Genomic DNA, 18633 nt, shown 5'->3' with positions numbered 1-18633 from the left:
GGTGCCAATCCTCTAGTCGAACTGTTCGGCGATGCTCTGCGGCACCGGGACCTGGATTTCCAGCAATTGCTGGGCGAAGGCTTTGCCTTGCGGGTCGATGCGCAGGCTGGCCACGCCACCGCCACCGAGGGCGTTTTCCAGCAGGAAGTTGAGGCTGTGGGTGCCGGGCAGATACCAACGTTCGACCCGGCCATGAATCGGGTCGAGGACATGGCTCATCCAGTCGACCACCACCGCCGGGGTCAGCGCTTCGGCGATCCACGGCAGGTATTCCGGGCGGCGCGGCATGACACCGATGTTGCTGTGATTGCCCTTGTCGCCGGAGCGCGCCACGGCCAGTTTCACCAATGGCACGCTCGCGTCGGCGCGGCCCTGAGGTTTGGGCGTTTCGTGGGGCAGGGGCAGATCCTGACTGTCGAGGGTGGCCGAGGCGGGAAGGGCAAACGGGTGACGCTCGCCGTCCATGTCGATCTGCAAGCTGCAGGCGCTTTTGTCGATCAGGAACGAGAACAGGCGGATCAGCGGATACACCGTCGGCCGTCCGCCGACGATGCCGGTCAGCCCTGGCGCCATGCCAGTCGCGGCCTGGGCGATTTCCCGGGAGAACAGGATCAGGGCCTGTTTGTTCGGGTGGCGCACGGCGAGTTTGATCACCACTTCACGGCTGTCCCGGCGCTGGCCGTGGGGGCCGTAGGTGGCTTCGCTGCCGAGCAGTTCGATATGGGTTTCGGTGTAAGGCCCGAGACCTTTCTGGTCGAGCATTTCCGAGGTCTTGTCGATGATCGCCTGACTGACGCGGCGGGCTTTTTCCACCGCATCGATACCGGCGATCAGGCAACTGGCGGTGCAGCGGAAACCGTCCGGATATGTCGCGCTGACCTTGTATTGGTCGCTGGGCGGCAGGCCTTTGGCGCCGTGGACCCGGACGGCGTTTTTGCCTTGTTGCTGGAGTTTGACCTGGCTGAAATCACAGACCACATCGGGCAACAGATAGGCCTGTGGGTCGCCGATTTCGTAAAGCATCTGCTCACCGACGGTCAGCGGCGTCACCAGCCCGCCGGAGCCTTCGGGTTTGCTGACGATGAACTGGCCATCGGCGCTGACCTCGACGATCGGGAAACCGATGTGTTCGTAATCCGGCACGTCACGCCAATCGGTGAAATTGCCGCCGGTGCACTGCGCGCCGCATTCGATGATGTGCCCGGCCAATGCGGCCTGGGCGAGTTTGTCGTATTCGTGCCATGACCAGCCGAACTCATGCACCAACGCGGCGCTGACCACCGCGCTGTCGACCACCCGGCCGGTGATGACGAGGTCGGCGCCCAGGCGCAGGGCTTCGACGATGCCCGGGGCGCCGAGGTAGGCGTTGGTCGACACGCACATCGGCGGCAGCGGGGCGCCGCTGAACATTTCCGTGATGCCTTGAGTGGCGAGTTGTTTGAATTGCGGTTGCAGGTCATCGCCCGACAGCACGGCGATTTTCAGCGCCACGCCAGCCTTGTCGCAGGCCGCTTGCAACGCGGCGGCACAGGCCTTTGGATTGACCCCGCCGGCATTGCTGATGACGCGAATCTTCTGTTCCGCCAGCTGTGGCAGCAATGGCGTGAGGACTTCGATGAAATCGCCGGCAAACCCGGCCTGCGGGTCCTTCATGCGCGCGCCGGCCATGATCGACATGGTGATCTCGGCCAGGTAGTCGAAGACCAGATAGTCCAGCTGTCCTGCGGCCACAAGCTGCGCGGCGGCGGTCGACGTATCTCCCCAGAATGCGCTGGCGCATCCGATGCGAACCGTGGTGGGCATTTTCATCTCCGACTCAGCAACCTGTGACAGAAGTGCATCGAGGCTACCAAGCAAGCGCTTGGTTTGTAAACAGGCGAAATTATCTTCTGCCCAAGCGCTTGCTTGGTCGCGGCCGGCGGCTTAAATTGCCCGCGCAACCCTGCCGTTTCAGGGCGGCAGACGACTGAACGACTGTAGGAGAGAACGGGTGGACGAGCAAAAAGCCCTGAAGGTGATGCGCGAACTGGTTGACGAAGGCCAGTTGACCGACCCGGACAGCGCTCGCGGCAAACTGCTGCAAGTGGCGGCCCACCTGTTTCGCAACAAGGGCTACGAACGCACCACCGTGCGCGATCTGGCCGGCGCCGTGGGCATTCAGTCGGGCAGCATCTTTCACCACTTCAAGAGCAAGGATGAAATCCTGCGTGCCGTGATGGAAGAAACCATCCGCTACAACACCGCGTTGATGCGGGCGGCCTTGGCCGATGCGGCCAATGTGCGCGAGCGGGTGCTGGCGCTGATCCGCTGCGAATTGCAGTCGATCATGGGCGGCAGCGGCGAAGCGATGGCGGTGCTGGTGTATGAATGGCGCTCGCTGTCCGAAGACGGTCAGGCCAAGGTGCTGGCGTTGCGTGATATCTACGAGGACATCTGGCTGCAAGTGCTGGGTGAAGCCAAAGAAGCGGGGTTCATTCGCGGCGATGTGTTCATTACCCGACGTTTTCTCACGGGCGCGTTGTCCTGGACCACCACCTGGTTCCGCGCCGGCGGCAGTCTGAGCCTTGATCAACTGGCCGAAGAGGCGTTGATTCTGGTGCTCGAAGAGCGCTAATCGCTTTCTATCGGCCCGGGAAACTGGCTAACTGGGCGAAACCGCCTAGCTTGAATGCATGCAACGGTACTTTTTCGGGGAGTGGGGTGTTTTGAAGTCTTCGCCAGATCGGACGGCCGCGGGGCTGATGCTCGCAGCGCTGGCTGCTTTATGGGTATTGCCTGTTGAGGCAGTGCAAGTGGTTCGGGTGGGCGCCGCACACTTTCCGCCCTATACCATCCGCCCGGAAAACGGCGCCGATACCGGTCTGCTCCCGGAACTGGTCGCGGCACTGAACAGCTCCCAGAGCGACTATCGCTTCGAGCTCGTGCCCACTTCGATTCCGCGAAGATTTGGCGATTTCAAGGATGGCCGCACCGACATGGCGATCTTCGAGAACCCGGACTGGGGCTGGAAAGACATTCCCCATACGACCGTCGACATGGGCCTCGAGGATGCGGAGATCTTCGTTGCACAGAGTAAACCCGGTCGCCAGCAAAATTACTTCGCTGATCTCAAGGGCAAACGTCTTGCGCTGTACAGCGGCTATCACTACGAATTCGCCAACTTCAATGCCGACCCCAAGTACCTCGCTGAAACTTACAACGCGACACTGACCTATTCCCACGACAGCAACCTGTTGATGGTGCTGCGCGGTCGGGCGGACATTGCGCTGGTGACCCGCTCCTATCTGTTCGATTACCTGCTGCGCAACGAAAAGGTGCGTGACGAGTTGCTGGTGTCCCAGCGCATCGACCAGATCTATCACCACTACGCGATTCTCAGTCCGAAGGCGCCAATCACCGGAGAGGCGTTCGGCAAACTGCTGCAAGGGCTGCGTGACAACGGCCAGATGCTGAAGATCTTCGATCCGTACAAGATTGCCGTGGTGCCGGTGCCTCGCCCATGACCTGCGGTTTTTCCGGCACGGCCTAAATTTCCCGCTTCGGCTCACGTCCCATCGTTGAACTGTCGACGATTATCGTGAGCCCGACCCATGTCCAATCTGAATGACCTGACTGCCCTGGCCTTGCCTTCGGGCAGCCAACTGATAGCCGATGCCACCGAAAGCCGTCTGAGCCTGAGCCTGGACGGGCAACCGCTGATTCGCCTGCGCCTCGATCGTGAAGGTCAGGGGCCGATCCAGATCGATGAACGCTATGCATTGCCGCCAGGCCAGGCGCTGTGGGCGGCCTGCTATTGGCTGTTTGCCCGGGATCCGGCGCGTCAGCAATTGATCTGGCAACTGGATCAACCGCCGACCGAAGCTTTGCTCAGCGGTTTGCTGGTGAGCACTGAAGTGGCGGGCGAATATCGCTGCGAGCGCACGCTGTTCTGGCAACTGCCGCAACCGTGGCTCGGCACCTCATTGACCGGCAGCTATCCGCAGCAGATGGTCATCAGCAACGGCAAGCGCCATCCACTGCGTCCGGTGAAGCCGCGAGGTGAAGTCTATCGACGTTTCGATGCGCGCCTGGGTGCGTGGATTTCTCTGCGAACGGTGGAGATCGAGCAGGATCTCGCGCGTTTCAATCGCTGGCAGAACAGCCCGCGAGTCGCCAGTTTCTGGCAAGAGGAGGGCAGCCTCGAACAGCATCGCGAGTACCTGAGCAAGCTCGACGCCGACCCGCACACCTTGACGTTGATTGGCTGTTTCGACGATCAGCCGTTCGCTTACTTCGAAGCCTACTGGGCCAAGGAAGATCGCATCGCGCCGTTCTACGATGCCGATAATTATGATCGTGGCATTCACATGCTGGTCGGTGAGGAAGACCATCGCGGCCCGCACAAAGTGGCGAGCTGGCTGTCAGCGCTGGTGCACTATCTGTTTCTGGATGATCCGCGCACTCAGCGAGTGGTCGCCGAACCGCGTGCCGACAACGCAAAGATGATCGGCCACATGCACAACCAGTGCTTCCACTGCGAAAAGGAATTCGATTTCCCGCACAAGCGCGCGGCGCTGATGATCCTGGGGCGCGAGCGGTTTTTTGATCGCTGCAAACTGGCGTGATTTCTCGCTGAAACAAAAAGATCGCAGCCCTTCAACGAAGGCTGCGATCTTTTTTTGGGTGGTGTGCTGTCAGCGACGGTTCGCCATCACGGCATCTGCACGACTGCCCGACACCTTGCGGCAGTGCACCAGCGCATCACGAATCATGAAGTTGACCAGAGTCGGCGAAACGCCGAGTTCCTTGGCGATGTCCTTCTGCGGTACGCCGTGCAGACGATACATCTCGAACGCATAGCGCGTGCGGACCGGCAGCTCGGTCAGCGCATCGGCGATGTGCTCCAGGGTCGAGAAGTTGATGTGCGAGGTTTCCGGCGAGGCGCCCTGAATGACCACGTTCAACCCTTCCTCCTCGGGGCCGGCGTACTTCTGCTCCAGCGCCTGTTTGCGGTAGTGATCGATGGCCAGATTGCGAACGATCTGGAACAGATAACTCAGCTGGGCCTTGATCGACGACGTGATCGGCGGCGCCGATTGCAGTCGGAAGAACGCATCCTGCACCACATCTTCGGCGCGTGACCGGCAGCCGGTAATGCGGGCTGCAATCTTGACCAGAATCAGTCGATTGTCGACGAATGCCTGAAGTAGCGGTGAATCGCACCTGCTTGTGGATACTTGTTCCGTCATGGAAATCACCTTGCTGCCAATAGGTTAGTGGGACGCCTGGGGGACGGGGCCGTCCTACACATCGAGCGACAAATTATGTTGAATGATAATGATTGTCAATTGAGAAAGAGAACTAATGATCCATAACAGTGCGATCCGAGAACTGCGACACGCCGTCGCACTCGCCCAAGCGCCCAGCCCCATTGGCGATCCAGCCTGCCGACTAATTATTTCAAGACGTCATCCGTTCTCATTGGTGAATGGATCCGGGTACGCAGACCCGGACCTACCGCATTCCAATGCCTTGCACGGTCGGCGAAGACCGTGTCCCGCATGCCTCTCACGGGTATGCCGCAGCCAACCCGATTCCACCAGCAAGCCGAATTCAGGCAGGAAACCTCATGACCGACGCGTTCGAACTCCCCAGCACCCTGGTCCAAGCCCTCCAGCGCCGCGCGGCCCTGACGCCGGACCGGCTGGCCTTGCGCTTTCTCGCTGAAACCGAGGAGCAGGCTGTGGTGCTCAGTTACCGCGAACTCGATCAGCGCGCCCGCACCATTGCTGCAGCGTTGCAGGCGGAGGCTGGATTTGGCGATCGCGCCGTGCTGCTGTTCCCGAGTGGTCCGGATTACGTCGCGGCCTTCTTCGGTTGCCTGTACGCGGGCGTGATTGCGGTGCCGGCCTATCCGCCGGAGTCGGCCAAGCGTCACCATCAGGAACGCCTGCTGTCGATCATCGCCGACGCCGAACCGCGCCTGTTGCTGACCAGCGCCGACCTGCGCGATGCCTTGCAGCAAATCGAAGGCGCGCCGCCGCTGCTGTGCGTCGACACCCTCGACAATGCGCTGGCCGAACGCTGGGTCGAACCGACCTTGCCGCAAGACCACATCGCCTTCCTGCAATACACCTCCGGTTCGACGGCCCTGCCTAAAGGCGTGCAGGTCAGCCACGGCAACCTGGTGGCCAATGAACTGTTGATCCGTCACGGCTTCGGTATCGACGTGAACCCGGACGACGTGATCGTCAGCTGGTTGCCGCTGTACCACGACATGGGCCTGATCGGTGGCCTGCTGCAGCCGATCTTCAGCGGCGTGCCGTGCATCCTGATGTCGCCGGCGTACTTCCTCGGCCGGCCATTGCGCTGGCTCGAAGCGATCAGCCAATACGGCGGCACCATCAGCGGCGGCCCGGACTTCGCTTACCGTCTGTGCAGCGAGCGCGTCAGCGAATCGGCGCTGGAGCGTCTCGACCTGAGCCGCTGGCGCGTGGCCTATTCCGGCTCGGAGCCGATCCGTCTCGACACCCTCGAGCGCTTCGCCGAGAAATTCACCCCGTGCGGTTTCAGCGAAAGCAGTTTCATGGCGTCCTACGGTCTGGCGGAGGCGACCCTGTTCGTCGCCGGCACACCGCGTGGCACCGGCATTCCGGCGCTACGTGTGGACGATCAAGCCCTGGCACAGAACCGTGCCGAAGCGGGCGAGGGCAGCGCGATCATGAGCTGCGGCATCAGCCAGCCCGATCATGCGGTGCTGATTGTCGAGCCGGGCAGTCTCGAAGAACTGGCCGACAACGCCGTCGGTGAAGTCTGGGCCACCGGTCCGAGCATCGCCCACGGCTACTGGCGCAATCCCGAGGCGACTGCCAAGACTTTCGTCCGGCACGCCGGCCAGACGTGGCTGCGCACCGGTGACCTGGGCTTCATCCGCGACGGCGAACTGTTCATCACCGGTCGCCTGAAAGACATGCTGATCGTGCGCGGTCACAACCTCTATCCGCAGGACATCGAGAAAACAGTCGAGAACGAAGTGGAGGTGGTGCGCAAGGGCCGCGTTGCTGCATTCGCGGTCAATCAGAATGGTGAAGAAGGCATCGGCATCGCGGCGGAAATCAGCCGCAGCGTGCAGAAAATTCTGCCGCCCGAAGCGCTGATCAAAGCCATCCGCCAGGCTGTGGCCGAGGCCTATCAGGAAGCGCCGAGTGTGGTGGTGCTGCTCAATCCGGGCGCATTGCCGAAGACCTCCAGCGGCAAGCTGCAGCGTTCGGCCTGCCGCAATCGTCTGGTTGACGGCAGCCTCGACAGCTACGCGGTGTTCCCGTCGGCCACTGCGGAAACCGCTCAGGAATCGACCGCATCCGCGTCTGAACTGGAAGGTCTGATCGGCCAGATCTGGGCTGAGCAGCTCAACGTCAAACAGGTCAACGCCGACGATCACTTCTTCCTGCTCGGTGGCAACTCGATTGCCGCCGCCCAAGTGATTGCCAAGGTGCGCGAAGAGCTGAGCCTCGAGCTGAACCTGCGTCTGCTGTTCGAAGCGCCAACCCTGTCCGCGTTCGCCGCCGCCGTGGCGCAACAGCAACAGGACGGTGGCAGCGCCCAGGGTGAAATCACCGCGCTGTCGCGCATCGAAGCACTGCCGCAATCCCTGGCGCAAAATCGCCTGTGGATCACCTGGCAACTCGACTCACAAAGCAGCGCCTACAACATTCCCGGTGCCCTGCGCCTGCGTGGCGAACTGGACGAAGACGCACTGCGCGCCAGTTTCCAGCAACTGATCGAGCGCCACGAATCCTTGCGCACGCACTTCTTCGAGCGTGACGGCGTGGCCCTACAACAGGTCAAAGCGGCGGGTGAATTCAACCTGCAACTGATCGACATCAGCGACCTGCCGGCCGGCGAGCGTGAAGCCCGCGCACAACAGATCCGCGAAGACGAAGCTCGCACCCAGTTCGATCTGGAGAAAGGCCCGCTGCTGTGGGTGACGCTGGTTCGCCTCGATGACGAAGATCACCAACTGCTGGTGACGATGCACCACATCATCGCGGACGGCTGGTCGCTGAACGTGCTGATCGACGAGTTCTCGCGCCTGTACGCCGCCGCTTCCCAAGGCCAGCGCGCGGAACTCGCGCCGCTGCCGACCCAATACGCCGACTACGGCAGCTGGCAGCGCCAGTGGCTGGCGCAAGGCGAGGGCGAGCGACAACTGGCGTACTGGAAAGCGCAGTTGGGTGACGAGCATCCGACGCTGGAACTGGCGACTGACCATCCACGTTCCGCCAGGCAAAAGCACAGCGCCGCACGCCACAGCGTTCGTCTGGGGATCAGCCTCAGCGACGCCATTCGCCAAACCGCTCAAGCCCATCAGTCCACGCCATTCATGCTGCTGCTCTCGGCGTTCCAGAGTCTGCTGCATCGCTACAGCGGCCAGCGTGACATCCGCATCGGTGTGCCCAACGCCAACCGTCCGCGTCTGGAAACCCAGGGCCTGATCGGCTTCTTCATCAACACCCAGGTGCTGCGCGCCGACGTCGATTCGCGTCTGCCATTCACCGAACTGCTGGCACAAACCCGTCAGGCGGCGCTCGGTGCCCAGGCCAATCAGGATCTGCCGTTCGAACAATTGCTCGAAGCCTTCCCCCAGGCCCGCGAACAAGGTCTGTTCCAGGTCATGTTCAACCATCAGCAACGCGATCTGAGCGCACTGAAGCGTCTGCCGGGTCTGCTCGCCGAAGAACTGCCGTGGCACAGCCGCGAGGCCAAGTTCGATCTACAGCTGCACAGCGAAGAAGACCGGAACGGTCGTCTGACGCTGTCGTTCGACTACGCCGATGAGTTGTTCGATGCTGCGACCATTGAGCGTCTGGCCGAGCATTTCAGCAACTTGCTGCGTGCTATCTGCGAACGCCCGGAGCAGGCCATCGGTGACCTGCCGCTGCTGACCGCCACCGAACACACTCAGCAAAACGCGTGGAGCATCGCCCCGTGCACCCCAGCGCAGCAATGGTTGCCGGAGCTGCTGAATGAACAAGCCCGGCAAACCCCGGATCGCACCGCGCTGGTGTGGGACGGCGGCAGCCTCGACTTCGCCGAACTGCACACCCAGGCCAACCGTCTGGCCCATTACCTGCGCGACAAGGGTGTCGGTCCGGACGTGTGCGTGGCCATCGCCGCCGAGCGTTCGCCGCAACTGCTGATCGGCCTGCTGGCGATCATCAAGGCCGGCGGCGCCTACGTGCCGCTGGATCCGGATTACCCGGCCGAACGCCTGGCCTACATGCTCAGCGACAGCGGCGTCGAACTGCTCCTGACCCAGACTGCGTTGCTCGACCGCTTGCCGGCCAGCGAAGGCGTCAGCGTGATCGCCATGGACACCCTGCACCTGGAGAACTGGCCGAGCCAGGCACCGGGCCTGCACCTGCACGGCGACAACCTCGCCTACGTGATTTACACCTCCGGTTCCACCGGCCAGCCGAAAGGCGTCGGCAACACTCATGCGGCGCTGGCCGAACGTCTGCAATGGATGCAGAACACTTATCGCCTGAACGACACCGACGTGTTGATGCAGAAGGCGCCGATCAGTTTCGACGTGTCGGTGTGGGAATGCTTCTGGCCGCTGATTACCGGCGCGCGCCTGCTGATTGCCGGCCCGGGTGAACACCGCGACCCGCATCGCATCGCGCAGCTGGTTCAGCAGTACGGCGTGACCACGCTGCACTTCGTGCCGCCGCTGCTTGCGCTGTTCATCGATGAACCGTTGAGTGCCGAATGCACCAGCCTGCGTCGCGTGTTCTCCGGCGGTGAAGCGCTGCCGGCGGAACTGCGCAACCGCGTTTTGGCGCAACTGCCGGCGGTGCAACTGCACAACCGTTATGGCCCGACCGAAACCGCGATCAACGTCACCCACTGGCATTGCAGCGTGGCCGATGGCGAGCGTTCGCCGATTGGCCGTCCGCTGGGCAACGTGATCTGCCGCGTGCTCGACAGCGATCTCAATCCGGTGCCGGCCGGTGTGCCGGGTGAGCTGTGCATCAGCGGCATCGGCCTGGCCCGTGGTTACCTCGGCCGCCCGGCGCTGACCGCCGAACGTTTCGTGGTCGATCCGCTGGGCGAGCAGGGCGCACGTCTGTACCGCACCGGTGACCGTGCACGCTGGACCCACGATGGCGTGATCGAATACCTCGGCCGTCTCGATCAGCAGGTCAAACTGCGCGGCTTCCGCGTCGAGCCGGAAGAGATCGAAGCGCGTCTGCTGGCTCAGGACGGCGTCGCCCAGGCCGCCGTGCTGGTGCGCGAAACCGTCGCCGGCCCGCAACTGATCGGCTACTTCACCGCCACTGACACCCATGAAGATCAGGACGCGCAAACCGCTCGCCTGAAAACCGCACTGGCCGCCGAGCTGCCGGAATACATGGTCCCGGCGCAACTGATGCGGCTGGAAGCACTGCCCCTGAGCCCTAGCGGCAAACTCGATCGCCGCGCCTTGCCCGAGCCGCAATGGCAGGTGCGCGAACACGTCGAGCCAGTCACCGAGCTGGAACAACAGATCGCTGCAATATGGCGCGAAGTGCTGGGCCTCAAACAGGTCGGCCTGCGCGACGACTTCTTCGCCCTCGGCGGTCACTCGCTGCTGGCCACGCAAATCATCTCCCGCACCCGTCAGGCCTGCGACGTCGAGCTGCCGCTGCGTGCCTTGTTCGAACACAGCGAACTGGGGGATTTCGCCGAGCAGATCCGGCAGATCCAGGCCAGCGGCCGCACCAACAAACAGCCACCGATCGACAAGGTTGATCGCAGCAAACCGGTGCCGCTGTCCTATTCCCAGCAGCGCATGTGGTTCCTCTGGCAGATGGAACCGGACAGCCCGGCGTACAACGTCGGCGGCATGGCGCGCCTGCGTGGCGTGCTGGATGTCGGGCGTTTCGAGTCGGCGCTGCAAGCGTTGATCCTGCGTCACGAAACCCTGCGCACCACGTTCCCGAGCATCGACGGCGTGGCCCGCCAGCAGGTGCATGCCGAGACCGGTGTGCGCATGGACTGGAAGGATTTCTCGAAATTCGCCGCCGATGTGCGCGAGCAGAAAGTCCAGCAACTGGCCGACGACGAAGCGCACCTGCCGTTCGATCTGGAGACCGGCCCGCTGCTGCGCGCCTGCCTGGTCAAGACCGCCGAGCAGGAGCATTACTTCGTCCTGACCCTGCACCACATCGTCACCGAAGGCTGGGCGATGGACATCTTCGCCCGGGAACTCAGCGCATTGTACGAAGCGTTCGTCGATGACCGCGATTCACCGCTGGAACCGTTGCCGGTGCAGTATCTCGACTACAGCGTGTGGCAGCGCAACTGGCTGGAATCCGGCGAGCGTCAGCGCCAGCTCGACTACTGGACCGCGCAATTGGGGCGCGAACATCCGCTGCTGGAATTGCCGGGCGACCGTCCGCGGCCACCGGTGCAAAGCCACCAGGGTGAACTGTTCCGTTTCGACCTGAGCGACGATCTTGCCGCACGGGTCCGGGCGTTCAACGCGCAGAACGGTCTGACCCTGTTCATGACCATGACCGCCGCACTTGCAACGTTGCTCTATCGCTACAGCGGCCAGACCGATCTGCGCATCGGCGCGCCAGTGGCCAACCGTATCCGTCCGGAAAGCGAAGGGCTGATCGGTGCGTTCCTCAACACTCAAGTGCTGCGTTGCCAGCTCGACGGCCAGATGTCGGTCGGCGAGTTGTTCGAGCAGGTACGTCACACCGTGATCGAAGGTCAGTCCCATCAGGACCTGCCGTTCGACCATCTGGTTGAAGCGCTGCAGCCTCCGCGCAGCGCCGCGTACAACCCGTTGTTCCAGGTGATGTGCAACGTGCAGCGCTGGGAGTTCCAGCAAAGCCGCATGCTCGCCGGCATGACTGTCGAGTACCTGGCCAACGATGCGCGGGCGACCAAATTCGATCTCAATCTTGAAGTCACCGACCTCGACCATCGCCTCGGTTGCTGCCTGACTTACAGCACCGACCTGTTTGATGAGCCGACCATCGCACGCATGGCCAGGCATTGGCGCAATCTGCTGGAAGCGTTGATCGCCGATCCGCAGCAACGCCTCAGCGAACTGCCGCTACTCGATGCACCTGAGCAACAGCAATTGCTCGACAGCCTTGGCGTCGAGCCGGGCGAGCGTCGTCTCGACCAGTGCATCCATCACCTGTTCGCCGAGCAGGCACTGGCGCGCAAAGACGCGCCGGCCCTGACCTTCGCCGGGCAGACCCTCAGCTACGCCGAACTCGACGCCCGCGCCAATCGTCTGGCCTGGGCTCTCCGTGAACGCGGTGTCGGTCCGCAAGTGCGGGTCGGTCTGGCGCTGGAGCGTTCGCTGGAAATGGTCGTCGGCCTCCTGGCGATCCTCAAGGCCGGCGGCGCCTATGTGCCGCTGGATCCGGAATACCCGCTCGATCGCCTGCATTACATGATCGAAGACAGCCGCGTCGGCCTGCTGCTCAGCGACCGCGCGATGTTCAAAGCCCTCGGCGAATTGCCGTCGAACGTAGCGCGCTGGTCCCTGGAAGACGACAGTGCGGCGCTGGCCGATTACCCGGCCACCGAACTTCCGTTCATCAGCCTGCCGCAGCATCAGGCGTACCTGATCTACACCTCGGGTTCCACCGGTAAACCGAAAGGCGTGGTGGTATCCCACGGTGAAATCGCCATGCACTGCCAGGCGGTGATCGAGCGCTTTGGCATGCGCCCGGACGATTGCGAGCTGCATTTCTATTCGATCAACTTCGACGCCGCCACCGAGCGCCTGTTGGTGCCGCTGCTCAGCGGCGCGCAGGTGGTGCTGCGTGCGCAAGGTCAGTGGGACGCGGAAGAAATCTGCGGCCTGATCCGTGAACATCGGATCAATATTCTCGGCTTCACCCCGAGTTACGGCAGCCAGTTGGCGCAGTTTCTCGCCACGCAAAACGACATCCTGCCGGTGCGAATGATCATCACCGGCGGCGAAGCGCTGACCGGCGAGCACCTGCAGCGGATTCGTGCAGCGTTCAAGCCGAGCCTGTTCTTCAACGCCTACGGCCCGACCGAAACCGTGGTCATGCCGCTGGCCAGTCTTGCGCCGGAGGTGTTGGAAGAGGGCGCCGGCAGTGTGCCGATTGGCAGCGTGATCGGTGATCGCGTGGCCTACATTCTCGACGCCGATCTGGCGCTGGTGCCGCAAGGTGCGATCGGTGAACTGTTCGTCGGTGGCGCCGGCCTGGCCCAGGGTTATCACGACCGCGCCGGCATCAGCGCCGAGCGTTTTGTCGCTGACCCGTTTGCCGCCAATGGCGGGCGCATGTACCGCACCGGCGACCTGGTGCGCCAGCGCGCCGATGGTCTGGTGGAGTACCTCGGGCGGATCGACCATCAGGTGAAGATCCGTGGTTTCCGTATCGAACTGGGCGAGATCGAAACCCGCCTGCTCGATCACGATTCGATTCGCGAAGCGGTGGTGCTGGCGCTGGATGCGCCGAGCGGCAAACAACTGGTCGGCTATCTCGTGACCGAGGTCGCTTCGCGAAGCGAAGCCGAGCAAGCCGAACTGCGCGAAGCGCTGAAGACGCACTTGAAGACGCAATTGCCGGACTACATGGTGCCAACGCATTTGATCCTGCTGGCGAGCATGCCGCTGACCGCCAACGGCAAGCTCGACCGTCGCGCGTTGCCGGCACCGGATCCGGAGCTCAATCGTCAGGATTACGTAGCGCCAAGCAACGAGCTGGAGCAGACCCTGGCGCAGATCTGGTGCGAAGTGCTCAACGTCGAGCAGGTCGGTCTGAACGACAACTTCTTCGAACTGGGCGGTGACTCGATCCTGTCGATTCAAGTGGTCAGCCGGGCGCGTCAGCAGGGCATTCATTTCAGCCCCCGCGATCTGTTCCAGCATCAGACTGTGCAGACGCTGGCCGCTGTCGCCAGTCGCAGTGAAACCGTGACGGCCGAGCAAGGTTTGGTGACTGGTGAATCGCGTCTGACGCCGATCCAGCACTGGTTCTTCGACACCGAGATTCCCGAGCGTCAGCACTGGAACCAGGCGTTGCTGCTGGAGCCGACTGTTGCGTTGGAACCACACCGTCTGGAGCAAGCATTGCTGGCGGTGATCGAGCAGCATGACGCCCTGCGTCTGCGTCTGCGCTTCAGCGAGGTCGACGGCGCATGGCAGGCGACCCATCAACCGGTGACCGATGCCGCCGTGCTGTGGCAAGTCCGTGTACCATCGATGGACAAGTGCGCCGCGCTGTTCGCCGATGCCCAGCGCAGTCTCGACCTTGCCCAGGGCCCGCTGCTACGCGCAGTGCTGGTTGATGGGCCGGACGGTCAGCAACGGTTGTTCATCGCCATCCATCACCTGGTGGTGGACGGTGTGTCGTGGCGCGTTCTGCTCGACGATCTGCAAACCGTGTATCGCCAGCTCGACGCCGATCAGTCGGTGAAACTGCCGGCCAAAACCAGCGCCTTCAAGGACTGGGCGGCGCGTTTGCAGGCTTACGCCGGCAGCGAATCCCTGCGTGAAGAACTGAGCTGGTGGCAAGCGCAACTGGCCGGTCCGACTGCCGATTTGCCGTGCGAACGTCCTGAGGGCGGTCGCGAGAATCGTCATGCGCAAACCGTCAGCGTGCGTCTGGATGCCGAGCGCACCAAGCAATTGTTGCAACAGGCACCGAGCGCCTATCGCACACAGGTCAACGATCTGTTGCTGACCGCGCTGGCCCGCGTGCTGTGCCGCTGGAGCGGTCAGCCATCGGCATTGATTCAACTGGAAGGCCACGGCCGCGAAACCCTGTTCGACGAGATCGACCTGACCCGCACCGTCGGCTGGTTCACCAGCGCTTATCCGCTGCGTCTGACTCCGCACAACATCGAAGAAGCGGCCGGGCAGGGCGCTTCGATCAAGGCGATCAAGGAGCAACTGCGCGCCGTGCCGCACAAAGGTCTGGGCTATGGCGTGCTGCGTTATCTCGCCGATGACGCCAGCCGTCAGAGCATGGCGGCGTTGCCGAATGCGCCGATCACCTTCAACTACCTCGGCCAGTTCGACCAGAGCTTCGGCAGCGACGCGCTGTTCCGTCCGCTGGATGAATCGGTCGGCGCGGCCCACGATCCGCACGCACCGTTGCCGAACGAGTTGAGCGTCGACAGTCAGGTGTACGGCGGGGAACTGCTGCTGCGCTGGACCTTCAGCGCCGAACGCTACGACGTGCAGACTATCAACGAGCTGGCAGACGCCTATGTCGGTGAGTTGCAGAGCCTGATCGAACATTGCCTGCAGGACGAGGCCGGTGGCCTGACGCCGTCGGACTTCCCGCTGGCAAAACTGACCCAGACGCAACTCGACGCACTGCCGGTGCCGGCGGCGCACATCGAAGACGTGTACCCGCTGACCCCGATGCAGGAAGGCATGCTGCTGCACACCTTGCTCGAACCGGGCACCGGTCTGTACTACATGCAGGATCGCTACCGCATCAACAGCGAACTCGACCCCGAGCGTTTCGCTCAGGCGTGGCAGGCTGTGGTCGCCCGTCATGAAGCGTTGCGTGCGTCGTTCTGCTGGAACGTCGGCGAAGACATGCTGCAAGTGATCCACACCCCGGGTCGTACACCCATCGAGTATCTGGACTGGAGCGCCATCGCTGACGCCGAGCAGGAGCCGAAACTGCAAGCGCTGCTCAAGGCCGAGCGCGAGGCCGGGTTCGATCTGCTCAATCAGGCCCCGTTCCACCTGCGTCTCATCAAGGTCGGCGCCGCGCGCTACTGGTTCATGATGAGCAACCACCACATCCTGATCGATGCCTGGTGCCGTTCGCTGCTGATGAACGATTTCTTCGAGATCTACACCGCTCTCGGTGAAGGTCGCGAAGCGCAATTGGCGGTGCCGCCGCGTTACCGCGATTACATCGGCTGGCTGCAACGTCAGAGCCTGGCCGAAGCGCGTCAGTGGTGGCAGCAGAACCTGCAAGGTTTCGAGCGCACCACGCCGATCCCGAGCGACCGGCCGTTCCTGCGTGAACACGCCGGCGATAGCGGCGGCATGATCGTCGGCGACCGCTACACCCGGCTCAATGTCGAGGATGGCGCCCGTCTGCGTGAGCTGGCCCAGGCCCATCAACTGACCATCAACACCTTCGCCCAAGCGGCGTGGGCACTGGTGCTGCGACGCCTGAGCGGTGATCGCGACGTGCTGTTCGGCGTGACCGTGGCCGGGCGCCCAGTGGAAATGCCGGAGATGCAACGCACCGTCGGCCTGTTCATCAACAGCATCGCGCTGCGGGTGCAGATCCCGGCGGACGATCAGCGAGCCAGCGTGCGTCAGTGGCTGAGCGGTCTGCTCGACAGCAACATGCAACTGCGCGAGTACGAATACCTGCCGCTGGTGAACATCCAGGAACAAAGCGAACTGCCGAAAGGCCAGCCGCTGTTCGACAGCCTGTTCGTGTTCGAAAACGCCCCGGTGGAAGTCTCGGTGCTGGACCGTGCACAGAGCCTCAACGCGACCTCGGATTCGGGCCGTACTCACACCAACTTCCCGCTGACAGCCGTGTGCTATCCGGGCGATGACTTGGGTCTGCATCTGTCCTACGACCAGCGTTACTTCGACGAGTCGACCATCGAACGCATGCTCGGTGAGTTCAAGCGTCTGCTGCTGGCGCTGGTTGACGGCTTCCATGGCGACATGGCTGACCTGCCGCTGTTGGGCTTTGATGAACAGGATTTCCTGCTCCACGGTTGCAACCAGAGTGAGCACGACTATCCGCTGGAGCAGAGCTACGTCGAATTGTTCGAGGCGCAGGTCGCGCAACATCCGCAACGCATCGCCGCCAGTTGCCTCGATCAGCAACTGAGCTATGCCGAGCTGAACCAGAACGCCAACCGTCTCGGCCATGCGCTGGTCGTGGCCGGGGTGCAGATGGATCAACCGGTGGCGCTGCTGGGCGAGCGCAATCTGGATCTGCTGGGCATGATCATCGGCAGCTTCAAGGCCGGTGCCGGTTACCTGCCGCTGGATCCGGGCCTGCCGAGCCAGCGTCTGCAACGCATTATCGAGCTCAGCCGCACGCCGGTGCTGGTGTGCACCGAGGCTTGCCGTGAACAGGCGAAGACCTTGCTGGATGAATTCAGCTGCGCCAACCGCCCACGCCTGCTGGTGTGGGAAGAGGTTCAGGCCGGCGCGGTGTCGTCGGCGAATCCGGGCATCTTCAGTGGCCCGGACAATCTGGCCTATGTGATCTACACCTCGGGCTCCACCGGGTTGCCGAAAGGCGTGATGGTCGAGCAGCGCGGCATGCTCAACAACCAGTTGAGCAAGGTGCCGTACCTGAACCTGAGCGATGCCGATGTGATCGCCCAGACTGCGTCGCAAAGCTTCGACATTTCGGTCTGGCAGTTCCTCGCCGCACCGCTGTTCGGGGCGCGGGTGGACATCGTGCCGAACACCATCGCCCATGATCCGCAAGGTTTGCTGGTGCATGTTCAGCAGCAGGGCATCACCGTGCTGGAGAGCGTGCCGTCGCTGATTCAGGGCATGCTCGCCTCGGATCGCCTGAGCCTCGACGGTCTGCGCTGGATGCTGCCGACCGGTGAAGCGATGCCGCCGGAGCTGGCACACCAATGGCTGTTGCGTTACCCGGAGATCGGTCTGGTCAACGCCTATGGCCCGGCGGAGTGTTCGGATGACGTGGCGTTCTTCCGCGTCGATATGGCCTCGACTCGCGGCAGTTACCTGCCAATCGGTACGCCGACCGACAACAACTTGCTGTACCTGCTCGATGGCGCACTGGATCTGGTACCGCTGGGTGCGGTGGGCGAGTTGTGCGTGGCGGGCACCGGTGTCGGTCGCGGTTATGTCAGCGATCCGCTGCGCACCGCGCCGGTGTTCGTACCGAACCCGTTCGGCGCGCCGGGCGAGCGTCTGTATCGCACCGGTGACCTGGCGCGCCGCCGCAGTGACGGCGTGCTGGAATACGTCGGCCGGGTCGATCATCAGGTGAAGATTCGCGGTTACCGGATCGAGCTGGGTGAAATCGAAGCGCGTCTGCACGAACAACCGGAAGTCCGCGATGGCGCGGTGGGTGTGCAGGAAGGGGTGAATGGCAAGCATCTGGTCGGCTACCTTGTGGCCGCCGATACGGCACTGAACCCAAGCGAACGGCTGGAGCGGATCAAGCAGCGCCTGCGCGCCGAACTGCCGGAATACATGGTGCCGCTGCACTGGTTGTGGCTCGACCGGTTGCCGCTCAACGCCAACGGTAAACTCGACCGCAAGGCCTTGCCGGCGCTGGAGATCGGCCAGTTGCAGAGCCAGGATTACCTGGCGCCGCGCAGCGATCTGGAGCAAACCCTGGCCGATATCTGGGCCGAGGTGCTGAAGGTGGAGAAGGTCGGGGTTCGCGACAACTTCTTCGAACTCGGCGGCCACTCGCTGCTCGCCACGCAGATCGCCTCGCGGGTGCAGAAAGCCCTGCAACGGGATGTGCCGCTGCGAGCGATGTTCGAGTGCAGCACGGTGGAGGAACTGGCCGAATACATCGAAGGGCTGGCGGCCAGTGACATTACCGAGGAGAAGGTGGATCGGTTGAATGATCTGATGGCGGAACTGGAGGGTTTGTAGTCTTCAGCGCCTGCGTG

The 18633-nt window shown here is 62.9% G+C and carries 6 protein-coding genes; 4 read left to right on the top strand and 2 right to left on the bottom strand.

What is annotated here, in order from left to right:
* Window positions 1–12 precede the first annotated feature (12 nt).
* Window positions 13–1803 carry an acyclic terpene utilization AtuA family protein gene (locus ACKLNA_RS19210; RefSeq protein WP_408986763.1) on the bottom strand — a complete coding sequence of 597 codons (1791 nt, stop codon included), beginning with the start codon at window positions 1801–1803 and terminating at the stop codon, window positions 13–15.
* A gap of 187 nt (window positions 1804–1990) precedes the next feature.
* Here ACKLNA_RS19210 and ACKLNA_RS19205 point away from each other — a divergent pair, with 187 nt between their 5' ends.
* From ACKLNA_RS19205 to ACKLNA_RS19195, 3 genes are all read left to right on the top strand, one after another.
* Window positions 1991–2614, top strand: a complete 624-nt coding sequence (locus tag ACKLNA_RS19205; RefSeq protein WP_248740225.1) for a TetR/AcrR family transcriptional regulator — start codon at window positions 1991–1993, stop codon at window positions 2612–2614.
* Between the two features lie 91 nt (window positions 2615–2705).
* Window positions 2706–3503 (top strand): substrate-binding periplasmic protein, encoded by a 798-nt coding sequence (locus ACKLNA_RS19200; RefSeq protein WP_408986762.1) that lies wholly within the window; start codon window positions 2706–2708, stop codon window positions 3501–3503.
* Window positions 3504–3590: 87 nt separating this feature from the next.
* On the top strand, window positions 3591–4604 hold the full coding sequence (locus tag ACKLNA_RS19195) for a GNAT family N-acetyltransferase (RefSeq protein WP_408986761.1): 1014 nt from the start codon (window positions 3591–3593) through the stop codon (window positions 4602–4604).
* Window positions 4605–4673: 69 nt separating this feature from the next.
* On the opposite strand, the gene ACKLNA_RS19190 is transcribed toward ACKLNA_RS19195, so the two are convergent.
* Complete coding sequence (locus tag ACKLNA_RS19190; protein ID WP_408986760.1) at window positions 4674–5228, bottom strand: RNA polymerase factor sigma-70; 555 nt, start codon at window positions 5226–5228, stop codon at window positions 4674–4676.
* A gap of 380 nt (window positions 5229–5608) precedes the next feature.
* Between ACKLNA_RS19190 and ACKLNA_RS19185 the strand changes: the two genes are divergently transcribed.
* On the top strand, window positions 5609–18616 hold the full coding sequence (locus tag ACKLNA_RS19185) for a non-ribosomal peptide synthetase (RefSeq protein ID WP_408986759.1): 13008 nt from the start codon (window positions 5609–5611) through the stop codon (window positions 18614–18616).
* Window positions 18617–18633 lie beyond the last annotated feature (17 nt).

The organism is Pseudomonas sp. UV AK001, from assembly GCF_046097675.1.
Classification (GTDB): Bacteria; Pseudomonadota; Gammaproteobacteria; order Pseudomonadales; family Pseudomonadaceae; genus Aquipseudomonas; species Aquipseudomonas kribbensis.
This window is presented reverse-complemented; position numbering and strand designations above follow the sequence as displayed.